The following is a 25,612-nucleotide window of genomic DNA, read 5'->3' as shown; positions in this document are numbered from 1 at the left end:
CGCACCAGACATTGACGCCTTTAGGTTGAAAACCCACCAACACCCGCCATGCCCGGCCCCGCCGGTCCGCGCCCGACCCTCGCCCCGGGAGGGCGCGTCGCCCCCACCCAGGCTCGGACGCGGCCCTTGTTCCTTAAAGAACCCCGAACATTCTCAGACCGAGTTCGACAAGTTTTCCAAAAAAAACAGCGCCGCCTCCCGCAAGCCCAACCAACCGAAGTGTTTTGACCTGTGGACTGTCGAACACCTCAGCGCCCTTTTTGAAGAGAAGCGCCATTTTCGAAACGCGATTGAACGTGCGTACCGCTGGATCAGCACCGGGTAATCGGGGCGCACCATCAGGCAGCGGCAAAAGCGCATCGTTGATAAGCGCGGGAATGTCTGCGGCGAAGTCTTCTGCCAACACACCTTCGCTTATCTCGATCAGGACTGGCATGGCCTCTTCCAGCAATGCCTTTTCTTTTGGCGCGGCATCCCGAAACGTCTGCGCCGCCAACATATTCCTGTTGGCTGCCACATCAGGGTGATTGGCGCGAATGCCTTTCACCCCGTCTTCCACAGCCTCCAGCAAGGCCAGATTGTCATCGCTTTCCGCCAGTTCGCCATCCGGCGCGATCTTGCGCCGCAAGCTGACCGCGACCGAGGTGTAATCCATCTCGATCCGCTGTGGGTCATTGGCAAATCGTGTCGAAACCCGCTGCAAGACGCGGGTTTCCCGATCCCGGCCCAGCAGCCCATTGTTGCTCAGCAAGCAATCTTCCAACGCATCATCGACGCGCGCGATCAGCGCTCCAATAAACGTCGGGTTTATCAGTGGGGACGCCTCGGTCCGAAATATTCCGGTTTCAGGGTTGACCGACAGCGTTTCTGCCAAAGGCAGCTTTTTAACAAGAAACGCGGCTTCTATGCCTCTGATAACACCTGCGATATGCTCCGGACCTTGGTCCCAGTCCTCGGGCGGGATCAACGCAACCTCACGCTGAAGCGCCCAATCCATCGGATTCCCGGTCAGCATGCCCTGATACCACTCGGCCCAAAACGCCCAGGGCGTGCCGGGGGCAGTGTCTGAAAAAGCCTGCGCCGCGTCCCGGAAAACCGCTGGCACATCGCCGGCCCAAAGTGCCGTTTCAAACAGAGCCATCGTGGCCTCAGGCGCGGCGGAGAGGGCGGCGGAGTCGGCGGAGCGGGCGGCGGAGAAGGCGGCGGAGAAGGCGGCGGAGTCGGCGGAGTCGGCGGAGCGGGCGGCGGAGAGGGCGGCGGAGAGGGCGGAGCGGGCGGCGGAGTCGGCGGAGCGGGCGGCGGAGTCGGCGGAGAGGGCGGCGGAGAGGGCGGCGGAGTCGGCGGAGCGGGCGGCGGAGTCGGCGGCGGAGCGAATCTGCTCACTCATCTCGGGGGCTGGCCATGTGCCCGCAGCCCCCGAGATGAGCGTGGCGCGCAGGCAAGCCAAAACAAAGCCCTGTGTGTCAACGCTTTCGAATTTTTGATCCCTGACCGCAAAGGTGGCCGGTAAGCTGCGCAACGCCGCCCGCGCGGCAAAACTGGTGCGCGCTTTTGCGGGCAGGCCCTCCAGCCATTCCTTCAACTCGTCTTGGTTGTTTACGTCGACCATATGCACCCTGCCTCTAACCCGCGTCATCCTGCAGAAACACGGCCCCCGGCGCAAGACATGCAGACCCTATTGACCAAGCCCCAAAACCCCATCATATCCCACCCATGACAGACCTCGCTCACATCCGCAATTTCTCCATCGTCGCCCATATCGACCATGGCAAATCCACCCTTGCCGACCGGCTTATTCAAGAGACGGGGACGGTCAAGGAACGTGACATGCAGGCCCAGCTTCTGGACAGCATGGATATCGAACGCGAGCGTGGCATTACCATCAAGGCCAACACCGTCCGCATCGATTATACCGCCGATAATGGCGAGACTTACGTGCTGAACCTGATCGATACCCCCGGCCACGTCGATTTCGCCTACGAAGTCTCCCGCTCCATGCGCGCGGTCGAAGGCTCGCTTCTGGTCGTCGACAGCTCCCAAGGGGTCGAGGCGCAGACGCTGGCCAACGTCTATCACGCGATGGAAGCCGATCACGAAATCGTCCCCGTCCTGAACAAGATCGACCTGCCCGCATCCGACTGTGACCGCGTCGCCGAACAGATCGAAGACGTCATTGGCATCGATGCCTCGGGCGCCATTCAGGTCAGCGCCAAAACCGGGCAGGGCATCCACGAAACGCTGGAAGCCATCGTTCACGAACTGCCCGCCCCCACCGGCACCCGCGACGCGCCGCTCAAGGCGATGCTGGTCGACAGCTGGTACGACTCCTACCTTGGCGTCATCGTTCTGGTCCGCATCATGGACGGCGTGTTGAAAAAGGGCGAGCGCATCAAGATGCTGTCCAACGGTTCGGTCCACCACGTCGACCGCATCGGCGTCTTCCGCCCCGAAATGCAGGTCATCGACGAACTTGGCCCGGGCGAGATCGGCTTCCTCACCGCGTCGATCAAACAGGTCCGCGACACCCGCGTCGGCGACACCATCACGCACGAGAAAAAAGGCACCACCGACGCGCTGCCCGGCTTTAAACCGGCGCAACCCGTCGTCTTCTGCGGCCTCTTCCCCGTCGACTCCGCCGAATTCGAAGACCTGCGCGACGCCATCGAAAAGCTCGCCCTGAACGACGCCTCCTTCTCTTACGAAATGGAAACCTCAGCCGCGCTTGGCTTTGGCTTCCGCTGCGGTTTCCTTGGCCTCCTCCACCTCGAAGTCATCCGCGACCGGATCGAGCGTGAATACGATATCGAACTGATCACCACCGCGCCCTCGGTGGTCTATCACATCTACATGCGCGACGGCACCATGACCGAGCTGCACAACCCTGCCGACATGCCCGACCTGACCCATGTCGACCACCTGGAAGAGCCGCGCATCAAGGCCACCATCCTTGTCCCCGACGAATACCTTGGCGACGTCCTGAAACTCTGCCAGGACCGCCGCGGCCTGCAGATGGACCTGACCTATGCCGGATCGCGCGCCATGGCCGTCTATGACCTGCCGCTGAACGAAGTCGTCTTTGACTTCTACGATCGCCTGAAATCGGTAACAAAGGGTTACGCCTCCTTCGATTACCAGATGACCGGCTATCGCGAGGATAACCTCGTCAAAATGTCCGTGCTGGTGAACGACGAACCTGTCGACGCCCTGTCGATGATGGTCCACCGTGACCGCGCCGAGGCCCGTGGCCGCGCCATGGTCGAAAAGCTCAAGGACCTGATCCCGCGCCACATGTTCAAGATCCCGATTCAGGCCGCCATCGGAGGCAAGGTCATCGCTCGCGAGACCCTGTCGGCCATGCGCAAGGACGTGACCGCCAAATGCTACGGCGGAGACGCCACCCGCAAGCGCAAGCTGCTGGACAAGCAGAAAAAGGGTAAGAAAAAGATGCGCCAGTTCGGGAAGGTAGATATACCTCAGGAAGCATTCATCTCTGCGTTGAAAATGGACAGTTGATTTTCTGGTGGCAATCCTTCCTGCAAAGGGTATCCGAAGCAGTTCCTTGGAGCCTTCTGGGAGCGATCGGACGTTCAAACTTAGGGCGACTTACAATACTTGTTCCATTTGTTGGCTACTTAATTATTTTTAATCCGAATTTTGTAAACTTTTTTGAGAGCTCGTTACCCTCGGGCGACGTATTGGAGCCATCAATTGCGGTGCATATACATGCTTACCGACTGTACTTCCTTTATTTCGGGCTTTTGTTTATGGGTTTAGGAGTGTTGTTGTTTAATGGGCTTGCGCCGGAACCTATTAGGAAGTTCGCCTCAGTTTCTGAATATGTCAGTGAGATGGAGGATGTTAAGTCAAGATCTTTGGTCTCCAGTAGACTCGACGAGGTAGTTTCCAATTTTCTTTCTCGGAATACGGGTGAGGCGCGAAGTCCGTTTTTCTCAATTCAGCATCCATCTTTTCCCGGAAAACCTTCGTTTTTTTTACACGACCTTGTCGCGGATATTCTCAGTTCCATTCCACTAGAAAATCTTCAGGATGAGTCGGTATCACTTCCTGGACCCGAGCCGTATGGCTCGCTCTATCGCGCATCACCGCATGCGATTCCTGTGGGTGATGGGTTTGTTACTACGGATGAAGCGATGGAGCGAATGTTTGAAAGTGGTATTACAGCAGAGATGGTGTTTCTTTCAATATTTCGAGATAGAGCGTTCGATTGGTCCAAGCAGGTGTTTTTCGTAGACTTCGTTTCTGCAAATTTTTTGTACTTTCAGTATCGTTTGGTTACGGTTTTTCTTTTCGTCATTTCCTTTCTTTGTCTTGCTGTGCCGACCGTAACCACGTCGGCTTTGGTCATTGAAGCGGCATTGGATCAATGATTTGCTCTTGCGAAATAATGCTGGCAAACAAGCCTAGTTTGGGCATTCCCGCTCACCACGTTCGGCAAATGCCCAATCTCCGATTGGGCAGCGCCCGAACCGCCCCCACGGGGCGGGCGCTTCTCGCCCACCCCTCGGTTCGGGCGCGGTTTGCCGATCAGAGGGTCCGCTTAACCTTATCGCCCCCGGGGCTCCGCTCGTTCGGCCCTGAAACGGTCCACTGGACAGTTTCCAAGACGGGCCTCACCCCACTCGGGCGCGGGGCTGCATTGTCCTTGTCCCCCACACCCCGCACAGCTAAGCCCGGCAGCAACCTGACCCTTCGGAGTTTTCCCCCCATGCCCTGCGCCCTGTGTTCCGCCGATGCGCCGCTTGTCTCCTGTCCTGTTGACGGTGGGCCAGAGGCGGCCAGCGTGTCGATCTGCGCGCCCTGTTCGGATCAGATCGCGGGCGATCTGGACTCGGGGCACATGCGGTGCCTCGCCACCGCGATGTGGTCTGATACGCCAGCGGTTCAGGTGCTGGCCGCACGGTTGTTGAAACGGCTCGACGCGCAAGGCTGGGCGCGGGATCTGTCTGAGCAGTTGTGGCTGGATGACGACACCCAGACCTGGGTCGATAACGTCGCCGCCACCAGTAATCATCGCGACAGCAACGGGGTGGTTCTGAACGTCGGCGACACCGTGGTGTTGATCAAGGATCTGCCGGTCAAAGGCGCGGGCTTTACCGCCAAGCGCGGCACCGCCGTGCGGGGGATCTCGCTGGTGCACGACAACCCCGATCACATCGAAGGACGCGTCGACGGTCAGCGCATCGTGATCCTGACGAAATTCGTTAAGAAAAAGTAAAATCCGGGCGGTTTGGCGATGTACAAAACCGCCAAACCGCCCCTGAACCTATGTACAAAACGGTCAATTCCGCCGCAAAGCCCCGCCCAGCGTCGTCAGGATGAACAACAGCGCGGCGGTGCAAACGATGCTTGGCCCCGTCGGCGCATCCAGCCAGAACGCCGCCCACAACCCTCCCAAAGCCGACAATCCGCCCAGCACACCAGCCCAGATCGCCATCGCCTCAGGCGTACGGGTCAGGGGCCGAGCCGCCGCCGCCGGGATCACCAGAAGGGCTGCGATCAGCAGCACGCCCACCACCTTGATCGCAACCGCCACGACAATGGCTAACGCCACTGTCAGGCCCAGTTCCTCGCGCCGTGGATCGATGCCACTGGCGCGGGCCAGGTCGGGGTTTAACGTGGCCGTCAAAAGCGCCGACCAGCGCCACCACGTCAGGCCCAGGACCACGGCTGCACCGCCCCAGATCACGGCCAGGTCGCTGCGTGATACGGCCAGGATGTCACCAAACAGAAAACCCATTAAATCCAATCGGATATCAGACAAAAGCGCAACTGCGACAAGGCCCGCCGCAAGGGCTGTATGGGCCATCACGCCCAGTACCGTGTCCATCGCATAGCCGCGCCCGGTCAGGATTGACACGGTCATCGCCATGATCAGGGCAGCGACAAGAACGGCTGGCAGAATGGGCAGCGACAGGGACAGGGCAAGCGCCACGCCAAGGATCGAGGCATGGGCCGTCGCCTCGCCAAAATACGCCATGCGGCGCCAAACCACGAAGCAGCCCAAAGGTGCCGCACACAGCGCAACGCCAAGGCCTGCAAGAGCCGCGCGGATCAGGAAATCGTCCAACATCAGTGCGAATGCTCGTGAGTGTGGTCGTGTTCGTGATCATGGCTGTGCTGGTGCCGGTACAGAGCGAAGGTGCCCTTGGTTCCGCTCCCGAAAAGCGCGCGGTATTCCGGAGCAGACGCCACGATTTCAGGCGTACCTGCGCAGCAGATATGTCCGTTCATACACAACACCCGATCCGACGCAGCCATCACGACGTGCAGGTCATGGCTGACCATGACAACCGCGCACCCCATATCCGAGCGAACCTCCTCAATTTGCTGGTAAAAAGCCGCAGCTCCGGGTTGATCAAGGCCTTGTGTGGCTTCGTCCAAAAGCAAAAGCTGCGGGTTTTCCAGAAGCGCGCGGGCCAGCAGAACCCGCTGAAACTGCCCTCCCGACAGAGCGCTCATCTGGCGGTCGTGCAGGTCCGGAACTCCCGCTTTTTCTAACGCGTCGGCCGCTTTGCGCGTGGTGATACGCTTGGGCAAACCAAGGAACCGTTCGACCGTCAGCGGCAATGAGGCATCGATCGCCAGCTTTTGCGGAACATATCCAATACGCAACCCTTTGGCCCGCTCGATATGTCCACTGGCCGGCGGGACAGCACCGATCAGCGCCCGCAGGAAGGTGGACTTGCCTGACCCGTTCGGCCCGACGATGGTGACGATTTCGTCTGGGGCGATGTCGGTTGTGACATGCTCCAGAACCACGCGCCCGTTCATCTTGAGGGTCAGATCGCGGACTGAGATCAACGGCGCGCTCATGCGGCTTGCTGCGCGCAGGTGGGGCACACCCCTTCGGCCTCGACAACGATCTTTTCGATAGTGAACCCTGTTGCCTTGGCGGCGCTGCCCAGACGGCCTTGAATCAGCTCGGTCTCGGCTTCGGCCACGGCTTTGCAAAGGCGACAGACCAGGAAGGCAGGCACATGATCATGGCCCGGATGTGCGCAGGCTGTATAGGCGTTCATCCGTTCGATCCGGTGCGCCAAGCCGTTCTGCACAAGGAAATCAAGCGCGCGATAGACCACCGGCGGCTGCGAGCCCAAACCGTCTTGTGCCAGCACATCGAGGATGTCATAGGCGCCCAACGCCTGATGGCGTTCAAGCAGGATCTCAAGCACGCGGCGTCGCACGGGCGTGAACTGCAGCTTCTGCTCTGCGCAACGCATCTCGGCGTTCTGCAACGCGTCGGTGATACAATGAGCGTGGTCGTGGGTGTCAAAACCAATCGTGGACATGGGGTGCCTATTTTCTGAAGGTCGGGTGTTGATATATTGTAACATGCCCGGTATCAAGCGCGACGATATGTTATACTATAACAGATAGAGGCACACATGGTCCATAGAATCCTGATCCCGGCTCTGGTTGCTTTTGCGGCCCCCCCTGTGTTGGCTGACGCGCCGCGCGTGGCCACAGATATTGCGCCGGTCCATTCGTTGGTCGCACAAGTGATGGCCGGAGTGGGGGAGCCTGATCTGATCGTTCAACCGGGGGCAAACCCGCATGGCTATGCATTGCGACCATCGCAGGCGCGTGCGCTTCAGAACGCGGATCTGGTGATCTGGATGGGCGAAGCGCTGACGCCGTGGATGGAAAAACCTGTTGATACGTTGGCGGGGCGGGCCGCTGTGATCGAGCTTTTGGATCTGGAGGCGACGCATTTGTTGCCGTATCGCGAAGGGCATAACGACGATGCGCATGACGACGATGAGCATGACGATGACGCGCATGATGACCACGACAACGATCACGAAGAAACGCATGACGATCACGACGACGCGCATGACCATGAAGGGGCTGACCCGCATGCCTGGCTTGATCCGGACAATGCCGTTGCGTGGTTAACCGTGATCGCAGGTGAGCTTGCGCGGATCGATCCCGAACATGCCGATCTTTACATGGCCAATGCCGCTGCCGGACAGGCGCGGATCGAAGGCATCGTGGTTGACCTTCAGCAAACGCTGGCCCCGATGAAGGGCTATCCTTTTGCAGCCTTTCACGATGCGTATCAGTATTTTGAGGTCACATTCGACCTGACACTGGCTGGCACTGTGACACTGAGCGATGCTGCCGATCCAAGCCCGGCCCGGTTGGATGAATTGCGCACCATCCTGCAAGACAAAGGTGTCGATTGCGCCTTTATCGAACCCCAGTTCAACGGACGTCTTCTAATTGCTGCAGCCGAAGGCCAAGAGATGCAGATCTTAGAGCTTGATCCGTTGGGCAGCAGGTTTGACACCGGACCAGAGCTTTACCCTAACCTGCTGACCGGGATGGGAAACACCATGGCAAAATGCGTGACGGAATAGGCGGTTATTCGGCGGGGCTGAAGCCTTCGATCAACTGACGCAGGCCGACCGCCGCACCGGCAAAGATTGCAAGGAAGGTCACCGGGGCGCTGATCGCCAACACGCTGAACGCGGTCATGCCCTGACCAACCGTACAGCCCATGGCGATCACCGCACCCGCGCCCATGATGCTGGCGCCGACAATCTGGCGGCGTAATTCGCGCGGGTCTTCGCAGGCTTCCCAGCGGAAATGGCCCTTCATCATCGACCCGATGAAAGCCCCGAACCAGACGCCGGTCACCGATCCGACGGCAAAGGACAGGGGCCGCAAACTTCCGGTCATGGCAAAGAGAATGGTTTCGCCAACCGGGGCGGAATAGCTGTGTGACACGACCTGCAGGGCATCGAACCCGTTGGTCGCGACCCATTGCGTTCCGGCCCAGCCCGATACGATGGCCAGGCCAACGACGACCGACCAGAAGACCGCTTTGTAATCAGTGCGCAGGTCAGAGGAGGTTAGGGCACCGACACAGAACAGCAGGCCAATCGGGATACCAATCGCAGACAAGGGCAGGCCGGTGATGGCCGCCGCCTGATGGGCGAGTCCCGGCGGCAGATCCGAGGTCACGTCGATCTGTTCAAAAAAGAAGTTGCGGATCGGGGCAAGTGGCCCGCTGAGCACGACATAAGTGGACACACCCATCACCAGCACGATGACAAAGGATCTGAGATCACCGCCGCCCAGACGTGCAATCGCGCCATAGCCGCAGTTGCCCGACAGCGCCATGCCATAGCCAAACATCAGCCCGCCAATGATGGACGCCATCGGCATCCAGCGGATCGAAAGATAGTAGGTTTGTGACGGGTCCAACAGGCCCGTACCAATCAGGGCAAAGCTGCCCGTGATGGCGGTGCCAATGGCCAATATCCACATCCGGAACCGGGTATCGCTGCCGCCGTACAGAAGATCTTCGATCGCGCCCAATGTGCAGAACCGACCGAGACGGGCGGCGAGACCCAGGAGGATCCCTCCGGCAAGACCGATCACAGCCACGGCCTGACCGTCTGTAAGCCAGTTCAGCATGCGCGATCTCCCCCAATTGCGCGGCGATTGGTTCAGATAGCTTGGCTAAATGAAGACAGAGTTACAAGGGGGCGTTGCTGTCGCCGTCGCCGCAGAAGAGGTCATAGACCACTTCAAGAATACGTCTGGGGCGTTCGTCGGCCAGACGATAATAGATCGCCTTGCCGTCCCGACGGGGCACAACCAGACCTTCCAGTCGCAACCGGGACAATTGCTGCGAGACAGCTGCTTGTCGGGCCGACAGCAGATCTTCCAGTTCAGTGACGGATTTTTCGCCGGTCACGAGGTGGCACAGGATCATCAGCCGACCTTCGTGGCTGATCGCCTTCAGAAAGTTGGAGGCCGTGGTCGCGTTGTCGACCATCTTGTCCAATTCTTCCGTCGCCATATCCGAGGAAAACTGTGGAAGTGCCATGTGCTGGTCCTTTGTCCTCATCCTGTCAGGGCATCTGGTGTGCCCTTATCGTCTTTGCTTGAGCCGTGCGTCGGTTGCGTTAGCTTCCGTGCACGTCATTTGAAAAAAAGCAACCCTGAACGCATCGTTCTGACGCGAAATTGCTTAAGTTTTGGGCGAAAATGTTACATATCGCTTGTTTTTCGCCCTGCGCCCTCATGATCCGCCCGTGGTTTCAGGCGCGACATAGGCGGTGTGTTCGGTCAGCATTTTGCTCAGCAGCGGCCAAAAGAAATCTTCACCCGGATAGCCTTCCATGCGGGTGATTTCCTGTCCGTCTTCGACCAGAAGGAAGGTCGGCGTAAAGGTCACGCGACGGGCGACGGTCAGATCATCCGGGATCTGACGCAGATTCACGCGGCGCAGCGGGGCAAATTTACCTTCGCTTGTCTTGGGATAAGCTGGTGCGATTTCTTCGTTCCAGCGTTCACACCAAGCACAGCCAGCCTGCTCGACCATGACCAGTTCAGCAGCCATGGCGGGCAAAGAGATCAAGAGAACACCGATCGCTGCGATCGTATTTTTCCAGACGGACATGTTACACCCGTTGACGTGTCGTTGTCCTACAACATAATTTGAATATGTGAATAACTCAAGCCGCGTCATCGATTCTTACGTCAGGTCTTGCGACTGAAAGGTCCATCATGCTGGAAATTTCCCTTCTTGGCGCGCTTGCTGCTGGTTTGCTGAGCTTTTTTACGCCGTGTATTCTGCCCATGGTGCCATTCTACCTGTCGTATATGGGCGGGTTGTCGATGTCAGAATTGCGCGGGGACGGCGAAATCGCGCCGGGGGCGCAGCGGCGGTTGCTGATTTCGGCGGTGTTCTTCGCGCTGGGGGTGACCACGATTTTCGTGATGCTGGGCATGGGCGCCACCGCGCTGGGCCAGATGTTCACACAGTACCTGCAGCCAATGTCCTATGTGGCCGCCGCAATCCTTGTGGTGTTTGGCCTGCATTTTCTCGGCGTGATCAAGGTGCCGTTGCTGTACCGCGAGGCGCGCATGGAAAGCAGCGCCGAGGCCAGCAGCATTCTGGGCGCTTACCTGATGGGGCTGGCCTTTGGCTTTGGCTGGACGCCCTGCGTCGGGCCTGCGCTTGCATCAATTCTGATGGTGGCCAGCGGTATGGGCGATATCTGGCGGGGCGCGTTGTTGCTGTTGGTGTACGGTGTCGGCATGACCGCACCTTTTGTGGTGGCCGCCTTGTTTGCCAAGCCGTTTCTGGCCTGGGTGCAGCGCAATCGGTCGATCTTTGCCTGGGTCGAAAAGATCATGGGCGTGATGCTGATCGTCTTTGCCGTCCTGATCGCGACGGGCGGTGTTAACCTGATTGCGGACGCCCTGATCCGGTGGGTGCCGTGGTTTTCGACCATAGGGTAAACTGAAACCAGAAACGCGACGATTCGAAAGGGAGGACCTGAGATGAAGAAGCTGATTGCATTCGCGGTGGCCTGTGTGATGGCATTGCCAGCCGCAGCCGTTGAAGTGGGCGATGACGGGCTGCACAAGCCCGAATGGTTCCGCGACACGTTCAAAGATCTGCAAGAGGACTATGCCGAGGCCAAGGCCGAAGGAAAGCGTTTGCTGGTGATCGTCGAACAGCGGGGTTGCCTGTACTGCCGGGACATGCACGAAAACACCTTCACCGACCCCCGCGTTCTCGAAATGCTGGAAGATGTGTATTACCCGGTGCAGCTGAACCTGCACGGGTCGACGGAAATGATCGATGTCGATGGTGAGGAACTGAGCGAACGGCAGGCCGCGCGGAAATGGGGCATTCTGTTCACGCCGACCATGATTTTTCTGCCGCCCGAAATGGACGAATCAAAACCCGCTGCTCAGCAGGCCGTCGCCGTCATGCCGGGCGCATTTGCGCCTGGAACCACGTTTGACATGCTGACCTGGGTCGCGGAAGAGCGGTATCTGGATCAGTCCGAAGAGGACTTTCAGCGCTATCATGCCCGTCGTATTCAGGAACGAAACGATGGCGATACGCGCTGAAACAGTATGACTCTGGCGCTAGGTCGCTGTGAAACTTGTGAAATTTTCAGCGGCCTGCGACAAAACAATCTATCAATTCACAATAATGAATTTGTTGTTGCGACCTTGGTCCCGGTGTCCTACGGTATGCAACGAATAGCACGCCGCGCCAACGTGCGCGGTAGCCAACGGGAGGAACTATGAAACTTGTATCTCTGACAATCGCAGTCGCATTGGCCGGTGGGGCGGCCATGGCCGCCGAGGTTGGTCCGCGTGAGGTCGCGTTCAACGAAGACGGTGCCGTCGAGGTCTCTCTGAGCGGTATGGCCGGTGATCCGGCCTCCGGTGCCGAGATCATGGCAGCCAAGTCGCGCGGCAACTGTGTCGCCTGTCACGAAATCACCGCGCTGAGCGACACGCCGTTCCACGGTGAAGTCGGCCCCATGCTGGATGGTGCTGGTGATCGCTGGACCGCAGCCGAGCTGCGCTCGATCCTGGTGAACAGCAAGGTCATGTTCGAAGACACGGTTATGCCCGCGTATTACGTGATCGACGGGTTCAACCGTCCGGGTGACGCATATACCGGCAAAGCCGCGCAGGGCGATCTTGATCCTTTGCTGGCCGCGCAGGAAATCGAAGACGTCATCGCCTTTCTAATGACGCTTAAAGACGAGTAAACACACGGCATCGGTCGTGTGAACTGAAACGTAAAGGAGAGAGAAATGGAATTCTCACGTCGCGATACCCTGGCTCTGGGCCTGGGCGCTGCGGTTCTCACCGTTCTGCCGTTCAGCGTATCGGCTGCCGCCGAGGACGCTATCGCAGAATTCACTGGCGGAGCCGACATGGCTGATACCGGTGTTGAACTGACGGCCCCGGAAATTGCTGAAAACGGCAACACTGTTCCGGTCGAAGTCAGCGCACCTGGCGCCACTGCAATCATGCTGCTGGCCACTGGCAACCCGACACCGGGCGTCGCCACGTTCAACTTCGGTCCGTTGGCTGCTGCTCAGGCTGCGTCGACCCGGATTCGTCTGGCCGGAACGCAGGACGTTGTCGCGATCGCCAAGATGGCGGATGGCAGCTTTGCCAAAGCCTCGTCGACCGTGAAAGTTACCATTGGTGGCTGCGGCGGCTAAGCGCTGCTTGGTCTGCCCACCTCAGGATAAGGAAAGTTAATCATGGCATCTGGTGTTAAGCCCCGCGTCAAGGTCCCGAAAACCGCCGCCGCTGGCGATGCGATCACGATCAAGACCCTGATCAGCCACAAAATGGAAAGCGGTCAGCGCAAGGACAAAGAGGGAAACCTCATTCCGCGTTCGATCATCAACCGCTTCACCTGCGAGTTCAACGGCCAGTCGGTCGTCGACGTCACAATGGAACCGGCGATTTCGACCAATCCGTATTTCCAGTTCGAAGCCACTGTACCCGAAGCCGGAGATTTCGTGTTCACCTGGTACGATGACGACGGATCGGTCTACGACACAACGAAACCGATCAAGATCGCCTGATCCAGAATGGATCCCAGGCAGCGCTCTGCCCCGGAACAACGGGGCAGGGCAGCCACTTACAGGGAGGATGCAGAATGAACTACAAGGCGATCACAGCAATTGCCGCAATGCTGACGCTGCCACTGGCAGCGCACGCGGATCCGGACGATGACACGCTGGTCATCAACGAAGATATCGAAATCGTGACAAAAACCGCCGCGCCTGCGCATTTGCAGGACGCGATGGACGAAATCATGTCCGGTTGGCATTTCCGGTCTGACGAAACTCAGGCAATGGAAATGGATGATTTCGACAATCCGGGTATGGTGTTTGTCGAAAAGGCCTTGGTTGCCTGGGACACGGCCGACGGAACTGAAGGCAAATCCTGTGCCGATTGTCACGGGGCCGCCGACGATATGGCGGGCGTCAAGGCGACCTATCCCAAGTGGAACGAAGCCGCTGGTGAAGTTCGCACGCTGCAAATGCAGATGAACGATTGCCGCGAAAACCGCATGGGTGCCGACGCATGGAAATACGATGCGGGCGCCGCGATTGATATGGAGGCGCTGTTGTCCGCCGTGTCGCGCGGTCTTCCGGTGAATGTGGCCATCGACGGTCCGGCTCAGTCGACCTGGGAACAGGGCAAAGACCTGTATTATGCCCGGACCGGTCAGCTGGATCTCAGCTGTGCCAGCTGCCATGAAGAAAACTATGGCAACATGATCCGCGCAGACCATCTGAGCCAGGGTCAGGTCAACGGGTTCCCGACATACCGTCTGAAGAACACCAAGCTGAATGGCATCCACAGCCGTTTCAAAGGCTGCGTGCGTGATACGCGTGCGGAAACCTACAAGCCCGGCTCGCCCGAGTTTGTGGCGCTTGAGCTTTATGTCACCTCGCGTGGCAATGGCCTGTCGGTCGAAGGTCCGTCAGTCCGCAACTAAACAGAAATGCCCCGCGTCTGAACAAGGCGCGGGGTGTTTTGTCTTAATGAAATTCAAACATGCGAATATGTCTCATGTTTAAACAGGAAGCTGTATCCATGATCTCTCGTCGTGATTTCCTTCAGGTTTCAATGGCAGCGTCGGCAATGGTCGGCGCATCTGGTTTCGGCAACTGGGCGCGTTTGGCAGCCCAGCAAGCGCTGAGCCAGGACCAGCTTCTGGAGTTTGATACGTTCGGCAATATCAGCCTGATCCACATCACCGACATTCACGCCCAGCTGAAACCAATCCTGTTTCGCGAGCCGTCAATCAACCTTGGCGTTGGGGCCAACAAGGGGCATGTGCCCCACATCACGGGAGCTGACTTCCGCAAGGCCTATGGCATCGCCGATGGCAGCCCGTCGGCCTATGCGCTGACCTATGATGATTTCGCATCGCTCTCGCAGGCCTATGGCCGCGTTGGCGGGTTGGATCGTGTGTCGACCGTGATCAATGCGATCCGCGCCGACCGGCCAGATGCGCTGCTGTTGGACGGCGGCGACACTTGGCACGGCAGCTATACCTGCTATCAGACCGAAGGCCAGGACATGGTCAACGTGATGAACGCTCTGAAACCCGACGCGATGACGTTCCACTGGGAATTCACGCTGGGATCCGAGCGCGTCAACGAGATCGTCGAAAATCTGCCCTTTGCCGCCCTTGGCCAGAACATCTTTGACGCCGAGTGGGATGAACCGACCGAGTTGTTCCCGCCCTACAAATTCTTTGAACGTGGTGGCGCCAAGGTCGCCGTGATCGGTCAGGCGTTCCCCTATATGCCCATCGCCAACCCGCGCTGGATGTTCCCGGAGTATTCATTCGGGATCCGCGATGAAAACATGCAGTCGATGGTCGATGAGGTCCGCGGCATGGGCGCCGATGTCGTTGTCGTGCTCAGCCACAACGGCTTTGACGTCGACAAGAAGATGGCCAGCGTCGTCACTGGCATCGATGTGATCCTGTCGGGTCACACCCACGATGCGTTGCCCGAGCCGGTTCTGGTCGGCAAGACCCACATCATCGCGTCGGGGTCGAACGGCAAGTTCGTATCGCGTGTCGATCTGGATGTGCGCGACGGTCAGATGATGGGCATCAAGCACAAGCTGATCCCGATCTTTTCCGACGTGATTGCGCCCGACCCGATGATCACCAAGCTGATCGACGAACAGCGCGCCCCTTATGCCGATCAACTGGCCGAGGTGATCGGGCAGACAGATTCGCTGCTGTATCGTCGTGGCAACTTTAACGGAACATGGGATGACCTGATCTGCGACGCGCTGATCAGCGAACGTGAGGCTGACATCGCTATGTCGCCCGGCGTGCGCTGGGGGCCAAGCCTTGTGCCCGGTGATGACATCACCCGCGAAGATATCTGGAATGTGACCTCGATGACCTATGGCGAGGCATACCGGTCCGAAATGACGGGCGAATTCATCAAGGTGATCCTTGAGGATGTGGCCGACAACATCTTCAACCCGGATCCATATTACCAGCAGGGCGGTGACATGGTGCGCACCGGCGGCATGGCCTATCGCATCGACATCAACAAGCCGCAGGGCGAACGGATCTCGGACATGACCCTGCTGAAGACAGGCGAAACCATTGATCCGGCCAAGACCTATGTGGTCGCCGGCTGGGCCTCGGTCAACGAAGGCACCGAAGGCCCGCAGATCTGGGATGTGGTCGAAAACCATATCCGCAAGCAGGGCACCGTGTCCCTGACCCCAAACAACTCGGTCGAGGTCGTGGGCGCGTAAGCCCCGGTCTGACTGTCTTTCGATATCACGAGGAGGCAAATCCAGATGAGTGACAGCTTCAAAGCAAAGTCGCCCTCGCGCCGCCAGTTCCTATCCGGAGCGGCTGCGGTGGGTGCAGGTGTGGTGGCAGGCACCACAGCCAAGGCGGCGGGCCCCGACCCGCTGATCACACAGGTGCAGGATTGGGCATCTGGCACCGGCGACGGTGTCGATGCCACGCCCTATGGCCTGCCGATCGATTACGAATCCGACGTGGTACGTCGCAACGTGGAATGGCTGACGGCTGACACGATCAGCTCGATCAACTTCACACCGATCCACGCGCTGGATGGTACGATCACGCCGCAGGGCTGTGCATTCGAACGCCATCATTCGGGTGCAATCGAACTGCGCAAGCAGGACTACCGCCTGATGATCAACGGGCTGGTCGATAATCCGCTGGTGTTCTCATATGAGGATCTGGAGAGGTTCCCACGCGAAAACCGTGTGTATTTCTGCGAATGTGCCGCGAACACCGGCATGGAATGGGCCGGTTCTCAGCTGAACGGTGCCCAGTTCACCCATGGCATGATTCACAATATGGAATATTCCGGCATTCCGCTGCGGACCCTGCTGGAAGAAGCCGGGCTTAATGCCGCCGGCGATCTTAAGGATAAGTGGGTCTATGTCGAAGGCGCGGATGCGTCCTCGAATGGCCGCTCGATCCCGATGGAAAAGGCGCTGGACGATGTGCTGGTGGCCTTCAAGGCCAACGGCGAAGCGTTGCGCAAGGAACATGGCTATCCCGTGCGTCTGGTGGTTCCGGGCTGGGAAGGCAACATGTGGGTCAAATGGCTGCGTCGCATCGAAGTGACCGATCAGGCCGTCGAATCCCGCGAAGAGACGTCGAAATATACCGACACTCTGGAAGACGGCACCGCCCGCAAGTGGACATGGGAAATGGACGCCAAATCGGTTGTCACATCGCCGAGCCCGCAATCCCCCATCAAGCATGGTCATGGCCCGCTGGTCATCACCGGTCTGGCATGGTCGGGACGGGGTGCGATCACCCGCGTGGACGTTTCAAAAGATGGCGGCAAGACCTGGGAAACCGCACGCCTCGCGGCTCCGGGTGAAAAGATGGCAATGACGCGGTTCTACCTCGACACGACGTGGGACGGCGAAGAAATGCTGCTGCAATCACGGGCGATGGACGACACCGGCTATGTGCAGCCGACCAAGGCCGAATTGCGCGACGTGCGCGGCCTGAATTCGATCTATCACAACAACTGCATTCAGACTTGGTGGATCAAGTCGGACGGAGAGGCCGAGAATGTCGAAGTATCGTAATCTGATCATCACATCAGCACTGGCCGCGACGCTGGGCGCCGCACCTGCTTTCGCCGAAAAATTCGGGTTGGGCCGAACGGCCCTTCCGGAAGAAATCGCAGCATGGGATCTGGACATATCCCCCGATGGCACCGGGCTGCCGGTTGGATCGGGCAACGCCTTTGACGGCGAAGAACTGTTTGCCGACTACTGTGCAATCTGCCACGGTGACTTTGCCGAAGGTGTCGACAACTGGCCAAAACTGGCCGGGGGAATGGACACGCTGGACCACGAAGATCCGCTGAAAACCGTCGGATCGTACTGGCCGTTCCTGTCGACGACGTTCGACTATGTCCGCCGGTCAATGCCATTCGGAAACGCACAGACGCTGACCGATGACGAGGTATATGCCATCGTGGCCTATATCCTCTATTCAAACGACCTTGTGGATGATGATTTCGAACTTTCGAATGAAAACTTCCTTGAGGTCGAGATGCCCAATGCGGGCGGGTTCATCGTCGATGACCGATTGACTTCCGAGGCGCATTTCGTTCGCGAACCCTGCATGGCAGACTGCAAAGAAGGCACGCCTGAGGTCGTCATGCGCGCCATGGTTCTGGACGTTACGCCCGAAGAAACCAAGGCGCGCAAGGTTCAGGAACTGATGGACGCCACCAAGCCGGATGCCGACCGCGATACGGCCGCTGTGGCTGAGACAGCTGTCGTTGCCGAAGCCGCCACGGAAGAGGCCGAACCGGTAGCTGAAGAAGCCCCGGTGGAAGAGGTTGTCGCTCTGGATCCGGAAATGATCGCCAAGGGCGAGAAGGTCTTTAAGAAGTGTAAGGCTTGCCACCAGGTTGGTGAGAAAGCCAAGAACAAGACCGGGCCGGTCCTGAATGGTATCGTGGGCGCGCCTGCGGGTGCTGTCGAAGGCTTCAAATACTCCAAGCCGATGGCCGCAGCTGGCGAAGATGGTTTGGTCTGGACCGAGGAAGAACTCACCGCATTCCTGACCAAGCCAAAGGCATACATGAAGAAGACCAAGATGTCGTTTGCGGGCCTCAAGAAGGAAGCCGATATCGATGCGGTTCTGACCTATCTGAAATCCTTCGGTCAGTAACCCCATGCGCTATCTGGGAGGAGTATGCGCAGCCTGGGTCGCCCTGACAGGGGCGGCCTTCGCTGAAGAGGGTGTAGAACAAATCGGTGATCCCGTCAGGGGCGCCGAACTTTTCCAGGTTTGCGGCGAATGTCACGAGGTCGGCACCGACGCCGCCCATAAGGTCGGCCCGGTCCTGAACGGGATCTTTTTCCGCAAGGTCGCGGTGTTCGAAGATTTCGAATATTCGGACGGTATTCGTCGCGCACGGCGCGACGGGATGGTCTGGGATCTGGAACATCTGGATGCCTATCTGAACAATCCCAAGGCGCTGGTCAGCGGCACCAACATGGTGTTTGCCGGGATGCCCGAGGCCAAAGATCGCGGCGATGTTCTGGCCTATCTCAGACAGTTCTCTGATAGCCCGCAGGACATCCCCGAAGCGGCACCGACGGCCAAGCCTGTCGATGTCTCTCTGACGCCCGAAACGCTCGCCATTGTGGGGGACCCGGATTACGGTGAATACCTGTCCAGCGAGTGTACGACCTGTCATCAGGTCGATGGCGATTATGACGGGATACCTGCAATTATTGGCTGGTATGACGAGGATTTCGTGCTTGCCATGCACGCTTACAAGCAGAAAATCCGACCCCACCCGGTGATGCAGATGCTGGCGGGCAGGCTGTCGGACGAAGAGATTGCTGCACTGGCAGCATATTTTGGCGCGTTGGAGTAATCCGGCGCGTCTTTTTTACGAAGAATTGGGAGGAACCACATGACTATCAACAGACGGACTTTTCTGGGCACGTCCATCGGGGTCGCCGCAAGTTTAAGCGCGCCCATGGTGATGGGCGCAGGGCATGGACGCCCTAAAGTGGTGGTGATCGGCGGCGGGGCAGGAGGAGCCACAGCCGCGCGTTACATCGCCAAAGACAGCAAGGGCGCAATTGACGTTACGCTGATCGAACCGACGCGCACCTATTACACCTGCTTCTTCTCGAATCTCTATATGGGTGGGTTCCGCGAACTCAGCAGCATCGGCCACACCTATGGTAAACTGGCGGCCGACTATGGCGTAAACGTCGTGCATGACTGGGCCGTGGGGATCGACCGCGATGCCAAGACAGTGACCTTGGCTGGCGGTGGATCGCTGCCCTATGATCGCCTGATCCTGAGCCCCGGCATCGATTTTGTCGACGGCGCGGTTCCGGGATGGGACGTCAGTGCTCAGAACAAGATGCCCCATGCTTACAAGGCCGGATCTCAGTCAGAGCTTCTGAAAGCACAGATCGAATCAATGCCCCAGGGCGGCACCTTTTGCATGGTCGCCCCCCCGAACCCCTTCCGCTGCCCGCCCGGCCCCTATGAGCGGGTATCAATGGTTGCTCATGTGCTGAAGGAAAAGAACCCGACCGCCAAGATCATCATCGCGGATCCGAAGGCCAAGTTTTCCAAGATGGCCCTGTTCCAGGAAGGCTGGGGCAATCACTATGACGGCATGATCGACTGGATCGGGGCAGACTTCGGCGGCGACAATGTTCAGGTCGATCCCGACGCCATGACCGTGACCATCGACGGCGAAGAAACCAAGGTCGATGTCTGCAACGTGATCCCGGCGATGAAAGCAGGCCGTATCTGCGAGATGGCGGGAATCACCGACGGCAACTGGGCGCCTGTCTCGGGCCACACGATGCAGTCGCGCATTGACGAAAACATCCACGTGCTGGGCGACGCCTGTGCGCAGGGTGATATGCCCAAATCTGGCTTCTCGGCCAACAGTCAGGCCAAGGTCGCGGCCATGGCCGTGCGCGGCGCCCTGACCGGCTCCAAAGTGTTCCCGGCCAAGTTCTCGAACACTTGCTGGTCGTTGATCGACACGGATGACGGCGTCAAGGTCGGCGCAACCTACGAGGCGACTGACGAGAAAATCGCCAAAGTCGATGGGTTCATCAGCAAGACCGGCGAAAACGCCGAGCTGCGTCAGGCCACTTACGAGGAAAGCATCGGCTGGTATGCCGGCATTACCTCGGACATGTTTGGCTAAATCTTCCAAGCGGCGCGCGCCTCAATTGCGGCGCGCGCCGCGCTTTTTGACCGGGCGAGGCATCTGACAACCCCACTGCCCAGCCAATGCAGCACAAAGTCGTATCTTCTTCTCTTTTCCAAATACTCATTTTTCGACGTCAGAATTCATTCACTGCCCTTTGCCATCGCAAATCTGCGGGAACGGATTTCGTCCCACCCCTTGCAGCCCCCCAAAGGCGACACTAAGACTCTCGTAACGCAGACCCGGGTATGGTCCCGGTCCTACATCAGAGCAGGCGGCGCATATGTTTGATCCCATCGACACCTACAACAATACGCTCGTTCCCATGGTCGTCGAGCAGACCAGCCGCGGCGAACGGGCCTATGATATCTTCTCGCGCCTGTTGAAGGAGCGGATCATTTTCATCAACGGTCCGATCCATGATGGGATGAGCCATCTGATCGTCGCTCAGCTGCTGCATCTTGAGGCCGAAAACCCGTCCAAGGAAATTTCGATCTACATCAATAGCCCCGGTGGCGTTGTGACCTCGGGCCTGTCGATCTATGACACTATGCAGTACATCAAGCCCAAGTGTTCGACCTTGGTGATTGGTCAGGCGGCCTCGATGGGATCGGTTTTGCTGGCTGGCGGTGAAAACGGCATGCGGTTCTCGCTGCCCAACAGCCGCATCATGGTGCACCAGCCCAGCGGTGGCTATCAGGGCCAGGCGAGCGATATCATGATCCACGCCGCCGAGACACAGAAACTGAAAGACCGGCTGTATGACATCTATGTCAAGCATACTGGCCAGTCGAAAAAGAACGTCGAAAAGGCATTGGATCGCGACAATTTCATGTCGCCGGAAGAAGCCAAAGACTGGGGCCATATCGATGAAATCGTCGACAGCCGCAGCAAGTCCGGCAGCGAAGAAAGCTGATTGCGGCAATCATAGACAGGTGTCCGCCGGTTAGGACGGGCGGACACGTTTTGGCATTGTCGCTCCCGTGAGGCTGGCTTAAGCTGTCGGGATTGGCAATGAAATCGACCCCAGGGCTCTGGGGGAACGCGGAAATCGAAGCCGAAAGGTAGACCATGGCAACGAACTCAGGCGGTGACAGCAAGAACACCCTCTACTGCAGCTTTTGCGGGAAAAGCCAGCACGAGGTTCGCAAGCTGATTGCAGGGCCCACCGTGTTCATCTGCGATGAATGCGTTGAACTGTGTATGGATATTATCCGCGAAGAAACGAAAGCGGCCGGTTTGAAATCGACCGATGGCGTACCGACGCCCAAGGATATCTGCGAGGTTCTGGACGACTACGTGATCGGTCAGGCGATGGCCAAGCGGGTGTTGTCGGTGGCGGTTCACAACCACTACAAGCGCCTCGATCACGCCCAGAAAGCGGGCAGTGATATCGAACTGGCAAAGTCCAACATCCTGCTGATCGGACCGACCGGGTGCGGCAAGACCCTGCTGGCACAAACGCTGGCGCGGATTCTGGATGTGCCGTTTACGATGGCGGATGCGACGACGCTGACCGAAGCCGGATATGTGGGCGAGGATGTGGAAAACATCATCCTGAAGCTGCTCCAGTCTTCTGAATACAATGTCGAACGTGCGCAGCGCGGCATCGTCTATATCGATGAGGTCGACAAGATCACCCGCAAGTCAGAGAATCCTTCGATCACGCGCGACGTGTCGGGCGAGGGCGTTCAGCAGGCATTGCTGAAGCTGATGGAAGGCACCGTTGCAAGCGTACCGCCGCAAGGTGGCCGCAAGCATCCGCAACAGGAATTCCTGCAGGTCGATACCACGAATATCCTGTTCATCTGTGGCGGCGCCTTTGCGGGTCTCGACAAGATCATCAAACAGCGCGGCAAGGGCTCGGCCATGGGCTTTGGGGCCGATGTTCGGGACGAAAATGAACAGGGCGTGGGCGAGACCTTCAAAGATCTTGAACCCGAAGACCTGTTGAAATTTGGCCTGATCCCGGAATTTGTCGGTCGTTTGCCGGTTCTGGCAACGCTGGAAGATCTGGACGAAGACGCATTGGTCGAGATTTTGACCCGACCCAAGAACGCCTTGGTCAAGCAGTACCAGCGCCTGTTCGAACTGGAAGACACCGAACTGTCCTTTACCGACGACGCCATGCGCGCCATCGCCCGTCGGGCGATCGAACGCAAGACCGGTGCGCGGGGCCTGCGGTCAATTCTGGAAGACATCCTGCTGGACACGATGTTCGATCTGCCGGGTATGGAAAATGTCACAAAGGTTGTCGTCAACGAAGAGGCGGCCAATTCTGACGCACAGCCGCTGATGATCTATGCGGATGCTGAAAAAGAACCAGCGACGGCAGGGTAAATCAAAAGTCTTATTGACCAAAACAACGGCGCGGGTCTTCCGCGCCGTTTGCATGTGAGGGACCAGAAATGATCAGACGTATTTCTTTTGGCGGCGATTTCGAAGCCAAAATCGGATATTGCCGCGCCGTTGTTGCGGGCGGATTCGTGCATGTGGCCGGGACCGTAGGGCAGGGGGACGATGTCGTCAGCCAATGCCGCTCGGCGCTGGATACGATCGGTAAGGCCCTGGCCGAGGCCGGATCGGGGTTCGAACATGCGGTTCGGGTGAATTATTACCTGCCAGATGCCGCCGAATTTGAGCCGTGCTGGCCTGTCTTGAGCGAAGTGTTCAAAGGCAACCCACCTGCCGCGACAATGGTTGAATGCGGGTTGATCGACCCCAAGTACCGGATCGAGATCGAATTGACGGCACTCGCGCCTAAGGCATGATGCACAGCCGATGTGCAGGAATATGAATTGCACAGAGCGGGGTGGGCTGACATATAAGCCTGATAGTAATAGTCAGGATTTACCCATGTCAGAGACTCATCAATCGGACACCGGCGTTTTCGATACGCCAAACGCCAGCAAGTACCTGCAACAGCTGTGCAAGCACTTCAGCCACAAGGCTACGGTCGAATTCACGCCTGAAACCGGATCATTGGAACTGCCTGTCGGGTCGGCCCAGATGACGGCAGACGGCCAGACGCTGACGATCAAGGTAACCGGCGAAGATTTGCCAAGGATGCGGATGGTGATCGACAAGCATCTGGAGCGCTTTGCCTTTCGCGAAGACTTTAAACATATGAACTGGGCAACCGCAGCATAGTTCCGCGCAGGCGCGGCGGTTTGGCCTGCCCCTGACCTCTGGACCTTGGCCCGGCTTTGGTCCATATCTGCGGTAACGAAATGCCGGAGACGTCCATGGGAACCCTGAACACTCTTCTGCGTGCCTTGACCTGGTGGCACGGATCGACGCTGAACACTCAGATCTTTACCGCGCGCAAGGGCGTGAAGGTCGGTGAAGACGATCAGGGCAATGTGTTTTATCGCAATGCCGACGACAGCAAACGCTGGGTGATGTTCAATGGTGAGGTCGAGGCCAGCCGGGTGGACCCCGATTGGCACGGCTGGCTGCACCGCACCTGGGACGAACCGCCGTCAAAAGACCCGCTGGCCCACAAGGCGTGGGAAAAGCCGCATCAGGAAAACCTGACGGGGACTGCCTTGGCCTATGCGCCTGCCGGCTCACTGCGTCAGGCATCCCCGGCTGATCGCAGCGATTACGAGGCCTGGAGCCCCGAATAAGAGAGCGCCGCACATGTCGCACAACAAGACCGAAGTTCTGGTCGGTGGCGCGGTTTTCGCCGCAGCCATCGGCTTTGCCGTTTATGCCGCGCAGTCGACCGGGTTTTCCGGTGGCGGGGCAGGCTATGACCTGCACGCGTCTTTCCGCTCGCTGGAAGGCGTGTCCGTTGGCACCGATGTTCGCCTTGCAGGCGTCAAGATCGGAACCGTCACGGGGATGGAGCTGAACACCGAGACGTATCGCGCTGACACAACGCTGAACGTTCGAAATGAGGTCGAGATCCCGGACGACAGCGCGATTGTGGTGGCGTCCGAAGGGTTGCTGGGCGGCAATTTTGTCGAAATCGTCCCCGGTGGATCGCTGTTTTATTTCGCGCCCGGTGATGAGATTCTGGACACCCAGGGTGCGGTCAGCCTGATCTCATTGTTGCTGAAGTTCGTGTCCGGAGGAGACGGAGAGTGATCCGCGCCTTCGTTCTGGCCTGTCTGATCTGGAGCGTGCCTGCCGCCTTTGCGCAAGAGCGGGCCGTGTCCGGGACAGGGGCCATTTTGCGCGGCCTCGACAAGGTGAACGGCGAGACGGTGGACGTTGAAGTGATGTCTGGCGCGACCGAAATCGTGTTCGGTCTGGATGTATCGTTGGCCGATTGCCGCTATCCGCCAGACAACCCGACCGGCAACGCCTATGCCTATCTCGCAATCTGGAACCGCGGCGAAGCCGGGGCTGTGTTCGAAGGCTGGATGATTGCAGCATCGCCGGCGCTTAATGCCTTGGACCACAGTCGCTATGACGTCTGGGTGTTGCGCTGTATCACGTCCTGAGCGCTTGGGATCGGCGGACCGCTGAAATCGGCGGACCCGTTCACAGCCTCTTCAAGACGCAGATGGTACTCAGCCCGCGAAATCTCGACGGCGCCCAATGATGCAAGGTGCGCGGTCAGGAATTGCGTGTCAAACAGCGTGAACCCCGCTTGGCGCAGGCGATCAACCAGATACGCCAAGGCGATCTTTGACGCATCGGTCTGGCGTGAAAACATGCTTTCGCCGAAGAAAGCCGCGCCCACGACAACGCCATAGACGCCGCCGATCAGGTCAGGGCCGTTCCAGACTTCCAGTGAATGCGCGTGTTTCAGGGCGTGCAGATCAAGATAGTGCTGGCGGATTTCGGCGTTGATCCAGGTTTCGGCCCGGTCGGCGCAGGCATCCAGAACACCTGCAAAATCGCGGTCAATCGTGACTTCGAACCCGCCCCGCCGCATCCGTCGTGCCAATGACCGAGAGATGCGAAACCCGTCCAGCGGAAAAATCCCGCGCCGTTTCGGGTCGACCCAGAAAACCTCGGGGTCGTTCCTGTGCTCGGCCATCGGGAAGATCCCGATGGAATAGGCATGCAACAAAAGTTCCGGACTCAGGCTCATG

At 58.6% G+C, this 25,612-nt stretch carries 30 protein-coding genes; 22 read left to right on the top strand and 8 right to left on the bottom strand.

Translation table 11 applies throughout. The features are described from left to right. Positions 1-133: 133 nt before the first annotated feature. Positions 134-1,609 carry a hypothetical protein gene (locus FOY56_RS23845; protein WP_246139388.1) on the bottom strand — a complete coding sequence of 492 codons (1,476 nt, stop codon included), beginning with the start codon at positions 1,607-1,609 and terminating at the stop codon, positions 134-136. Positions 1,610-1,713: 104 nt separating this feature from the next. Here FOY56_RS23845 and lepA point away from each other — a divergent pair, with 104 nt between their 5' ends. The 3 genes from lepA to FOY56_RS02040 all read left to right on the top strand — a co-directional run bounded on the left by lepA (position 1,714) and on the right by FOY56_RS02040 (position 5,236). Then, positions 1,714-3,513: a translation elongation factor 4 gene (lepA, locus tag FOY56_RS02050; RefSeq protein ID WP_146344127.1), complete on the top strand. Its 1,800-nt coding sequence runs from the start codon at positions 1,714-1,716 to the stop codon at positions 3,511-3,513. Further along, the gene (locus FOY56_RS02045; RefSeq protein WP_146344126.1) at positions 3,510-4,388 is read left to right on the top strand and encodes a hypothetical protein; all 879 of its coding nucleotides are present in this window, start codon (positions 3,510-3,512) and stop codon (positions 4,386-4,388) included. The genes lepA and FOY56_RS02045 overlap by 4 nt, the downstream gene beginning before the upstream one ends. Positions 4,389-4,726: 338 nt before the next feature. After that, positions 4,727-5,236, top strand: a complete 510-nt coding sequence (locus FOY56_RS02040; RefSeq protein ID WP_146344125.1) for an alkylphosphonate utilization protein — start codon at positions 4,727-4,729, stop codon at positions 5,234-5,236. 63 nt (positions 5,237-5,299) lie between these two features. Here FOY56_RS02040 and FOY56_RS02035 read toward each other — a convergent pair whose 3' ends face one another. The 3 genes from FOY56_RS02035 to FOY56_RS02025 are packed head-to-tail and all read right to left on the bottom strand — an operon-like array spanning position 5,300 to position 7,310. Further along, the gene (locus tag FOY56_RS02035; protein WP_146344124.1) at positions 5,300-6,091 is read right to left on the bottom strand and encodes a metal ABC transporter permease; all 792 of its coding nucleotides are present in this window, start codon (positions 6,089-6,091) and stop codon (positions 5,300-5,302) included. Then, complete coding sequence (locus FOY56_RS02030) at positions 6,091-6,834, bottom strand: metal ABC transporter ATP-binding protein (RefSeq protein WP_146344123.1); 744 nt, start codon at positions 6,832-6,834, stop codon at positions 6,091-6,093. The genes FOY56_RS02035 and FOY56_RS02030 overlap by 1 nt, the downstream gene beginning before the upstream one ends. Next, positions 6,831-7,310, bottom strand: coding sequence for a Fur family transcriptional regulator (locus tag FOY56_RS02025; RefSeq protein ID WP_146344122.1), 480 nt, complete (start codon positions 7,308-7,310; stop codon positions 6,831-6,833). The genes FOY56_RS02030 and FOY56_RS02025 overlap by 4 nt, the downstream gene beginning before the upstream one ends. 96 nt (positions 7,311-7,406) lie before the next feature. Between FOY56_RS02025 and FOY56_RS02020 the strand changes: the two genes are divergently transcribed. Then, on the top strand, positions 7,407-8,381 hold the full coding sequence (locus tag FOY56_RS02020) for a zinc ABC transporter substrate-binding protein (RefSeq protein ID WP_146344121.1): 975 nt from the start codon (positions 7,407-7,409) through the stop codon (positions 8,379-8,381). A 4-nt stretch (positions 8,382-8,385) separates the two neighbouring features. Here the strand turns inward: FOY56_RS02020 and FOY56_RS02015 are convergent, their stop codons facing one another. The 3 genes from FOY56_RS02015 to FOY56_RS02005 all read right to left on the bottom strand — a co-directional run bounded on the left by FOY56_RS02015 (position 8,386) and on the right by FOY56_RS02005 (position 10,435). Further along, on the bottom strand, positions 8,386-9,444 hold the full coding sequence (locus FOY56_RS02015) for a YeeE/YedE family protein (RefSeq protein WP_146344120.1): 1,059 nt from the start codon (positions 9,442-9,444) through the stop codon (positions 8,386-8,388). A 61-nt stretch (positions 9,445-9,505) separates the two neighbouring features. Continuing rightward, complete coding sequence (locus FOY56_RS02010; protein ID WP_146344119.1) at positions 9,506-9,859, bottom strand: ArsR/SmtB family transcription factor; 354 nt, start codon at positions 9,857-9,859, stop codon at positions 9,506-9,508. Positions 9,860-10,054: 195 nt separating this feature from the next. Next, the gene (locus FOY56_RS02005) at positions 10,055-10,435 is read right to left on the bottom strand and encodes a thioredoxin fold domain-containing protein (RefSeq protein WP_146344118.1); all 381 of its coding nucleotides are present in this window, start codon (positions 10,433-10,435) and stop codon (positions 10,055-10,057) included. Positions 10,436-10,542: 107 nt separating this feature from the next. Here FOY56_RS02005 and FOY56_RS02000 point away from each other — a divergent pair, with 107 nt between their 5' ends. From FOY56_RS02000 to FOY56_RS01915, 18 genes are all read left to right on the top strand, one after another. Beyond that, the gene (locus FOY56_RS02000) at positions 10,543-11,280 is read left to right on the top strand and encodes a cytochrome c biogenesis CcdA family protein (protein ID WP_146344117.1); all 738 of its coding nucleotides are present in this window, start codon (positions 10,543-10,545) and stop codon (positions 11,278-11,280) included. 42 nt (positions 11,281-11,322) lie between these two features. Continuing rightward, positions 11,323-11,901, top strand: a complete 579-nt coding sequence (locus FOY56_RS01995; RefSeq protein ID WP_146344116.1) for a thioredoxin family protein — start codon at positions 11,323-11,325, stop codon at positions 11,899-11,901. 179 nt (positions 11,902-12,080) lie between these two features. Continuing rightward, the gene (gene soxX, locus FOY56_RS01990; protein WP_146344115.1) at positions 12,081-12,557 is read left to right on the top strand and encodes a sulfur oxidation c-type cytochrome SoxX; all 477 of its coding nucleotides are present in this window, start codon (positions 12,081-12,083) and stop codon (positions 12,555-12,557) included. A gap of 45 nt (positions 12,558-12,602) precedes the next feature. Next, entirely contained in the window at positions 12,603-13,019 is a 417-nt protein-coding gene (soxY, locus tag FOY56_RS01985; RefSeq protein ID WP_146344114.1) for a thiosulfate oxidation carrier protein SoxY, read from the top strand. Positions 13,020-13,061: 42 nt separating this feature from the next. Beyond that, a complete protein-coding gene (gene soxZ, locus FOY56_RS01980; protein ID WP_146344113.1) occupies positions 13,062-13,391 on the top strand; it encodes a thiosulfate oxidation carrier complex protein SoxZ in 330 nt (109 codons plus the stop codon). 74 nt (positions 13,392-13,465) lie between these two features. Beyond that, entirely contained in the window at positions 13,466-14,314 is an 849-nt protein-coding gene (gene soxA / locus FOY56_RS01975; RefSeq protein WP_146344112.1) for a sulfur oxidation c-type cytochrome SoxA, read from the top strand. 98 nt (positions 14,315-14,412) lie between these two features. Beyond that, entirely contained in the window at positions 14,413-16,110 is a 1,698-nt protein-coding gene (soxB, locus tag FOY56_RS01970) for a thiosulfohydrolase SoxB (RefSeq protein ID WP_146344111.1), read from the top strand. A 45-nt stretch (positions 16,111-16,155) separates the two neighbouring features. Then, positions 16,156-17,439 (top strand): sulfite dehydrogenase, encoded by a 1,284-nt coding sequence (gene soxC / locus FOY56_RS01965; RefSeq protein ID WP_146344110.1) that lies wholly within the window; start codon positions 16,156-16,158, stop codon positions 17,437-17,439. Next, positions 17,423-18,538: a c-type cytochrome gene (locus FOY56_RS01960; RefSeq protein WP_146344109.1), complete on the top strand. Its 1,116-nt coding sequence runs from the start codon at positions 17,423-17,425 to the stop codon at positions 18,536-18,538. Before soxC ends, FOY56_RS01960 begins: the two co-directional genes overlap by 17 nt. 4 nt (positions 18,539-18,542) lie before the next feature. Next, the gene (locus tag FOY56_RS01955; RefSeq protein ID WP_146344108.1) at positions 18,543-19,253 is read left to right on the top strand and encodes a c-type cytochrome; all 711 of its coding nucleotides are present in this window, start codon (positions 18,543-18,545) and stop codon (positions 19,251-19,253) included. 39 nt (positions 19,254-19,292) lie between these two features. Beyond that, the gene (locus FOY56_RS01950) at positions 19,293-20,561 is read left to right on the top strand and encodes an NAD(P)/FAD-dependent oxidoreductase (RefSeq protein WP_146344107.1); all 1,269 of its coding nucleotides are present in this window, start codon (positions 19,293-19,295) and stop codon (positions 20,559-20,561) included. 286 nt (positions 20,562-20,847) lie between these two features. Next, complete coding sequence (locus FOY56_RS01945) at positions 20,848-21,480, top strand: ATP-dependent Clp protease proteolytic subunit (RefSeq protein ID WP_146344106.1); 633 nt, start codon at positions 20,848-20,850, stop codon at positions 21,478-21,480. Between the two features lie 155 nt (positions 21,481-21,635). After that, on the top strand, positions 21,636-22,904 hold the full coding sequence (gene clpX / locus FOY56_RS01940; protein ID WP_146344105.1) for an ATP-dependent Clp protease ATP-binding subunit ClpX: 1,269 nt from the start codon (positions 21,636-21,638) through the stop codon (positions 22,902-22,904). 68 nt (positions 22,905-22,972) lie between these two features. Continuing rightward, the gene (locus tag FOY56_RS01935) at positions 22,973-23,335 is read left to right on the top strand and encodes a RidA family protein (RefSeq protein WP_146344104.1); all 363 of its coding nucleotides are present in this window, start codon (positions 22,973-22,975) and stop codon (positions 23,333-23,335) included. Positions 23,336-23,420: 85 nt separating this feature from the next. Beyond that, the gene (locus tag FOY56_RS01930; RefSeq protein WP_146344103.1) at positions 23,421-23,714 is read left to right on the top strand and encodes a DUF2218 domain-containing protein; all 294 of its coding nucleotides are present in this window, start codon (positions 23,421-23,423) and stop codon (positions 23,712-23,714) included. 95 nt (positions 23,715-23,809) lie between these two features. Beyond that, positions 23,810-24,193, top strand: coding sequence for an NADH:ubiquinone oxidoreductase subunit NDUFA12 (locus tag FOY56_RS01925; protein WP_146344102.1), 384 nt, complete (start codon positions 23,810-23,812; stop codon positions 24,191-24,193). A gap of 13 nt (positions 24,194-24,206) precedes the next feature. After that, positions 24,207-24,656: an outer membrane lipid asymmetry maintenance protein MlaD gene (mlaD, locus tag FOY56_RS01920; RefSeq protein ID WP_146344101.1), complete on the top strand. Its 450-nt coding sequence runs from the start codon at positions 24,207-24,209 to the stop codon at positions 24,654-24,656. After that, positions 24,653-25,015: a DUF2155 domain-containing protein gene (locus FOY56_RS01915; RefSeq protein ID WP_146344100.1), complete on the top strand. Its 363-nt coding sequence runs from the start codon at positions 24,653-24,655 to the stop codon at positions 25,013-25,015. Before mlaD ends, FOY56_RS01915 begins: the two co-directional genes overlap by 4 nt. Here FOY56_RS01915 and aat read toward each other — a convergent pair. Beyond that, on the bottom strand, positions 24,979-25,611 hold the full coding sequence (gene aat / locus FOY56_RS01910) for a leucyl/phenylalanyl-tRNA--protein transferase (protein ID WP_146344099.1): 633 nt from the start codon (positions 25,609-25,611) through the stop codon (positions 24,979-24,981). The genes FOY56_RS01915 and aat overlap by 37 nt on opposite strands. Position 25,612 lies beyond the last annotated feature (1 nt).

It is taken from the genome of Falsiphaeobacter marinintestinus, assembly GCF_007923355.1.
Classification (GTDB): Bacteria; Pseudomonadota; Alphaproteobacteria; order Rhodobacterales; family Rhodobacteraceae; genus Phaeobacter_A; species Phaeobacter_A marinintestinus.
The sequence above is the reverse complement of the archived record's forward strand: the minus strand, read 5'-3'. Positions and strand labels throughout refer to the sequence as shown.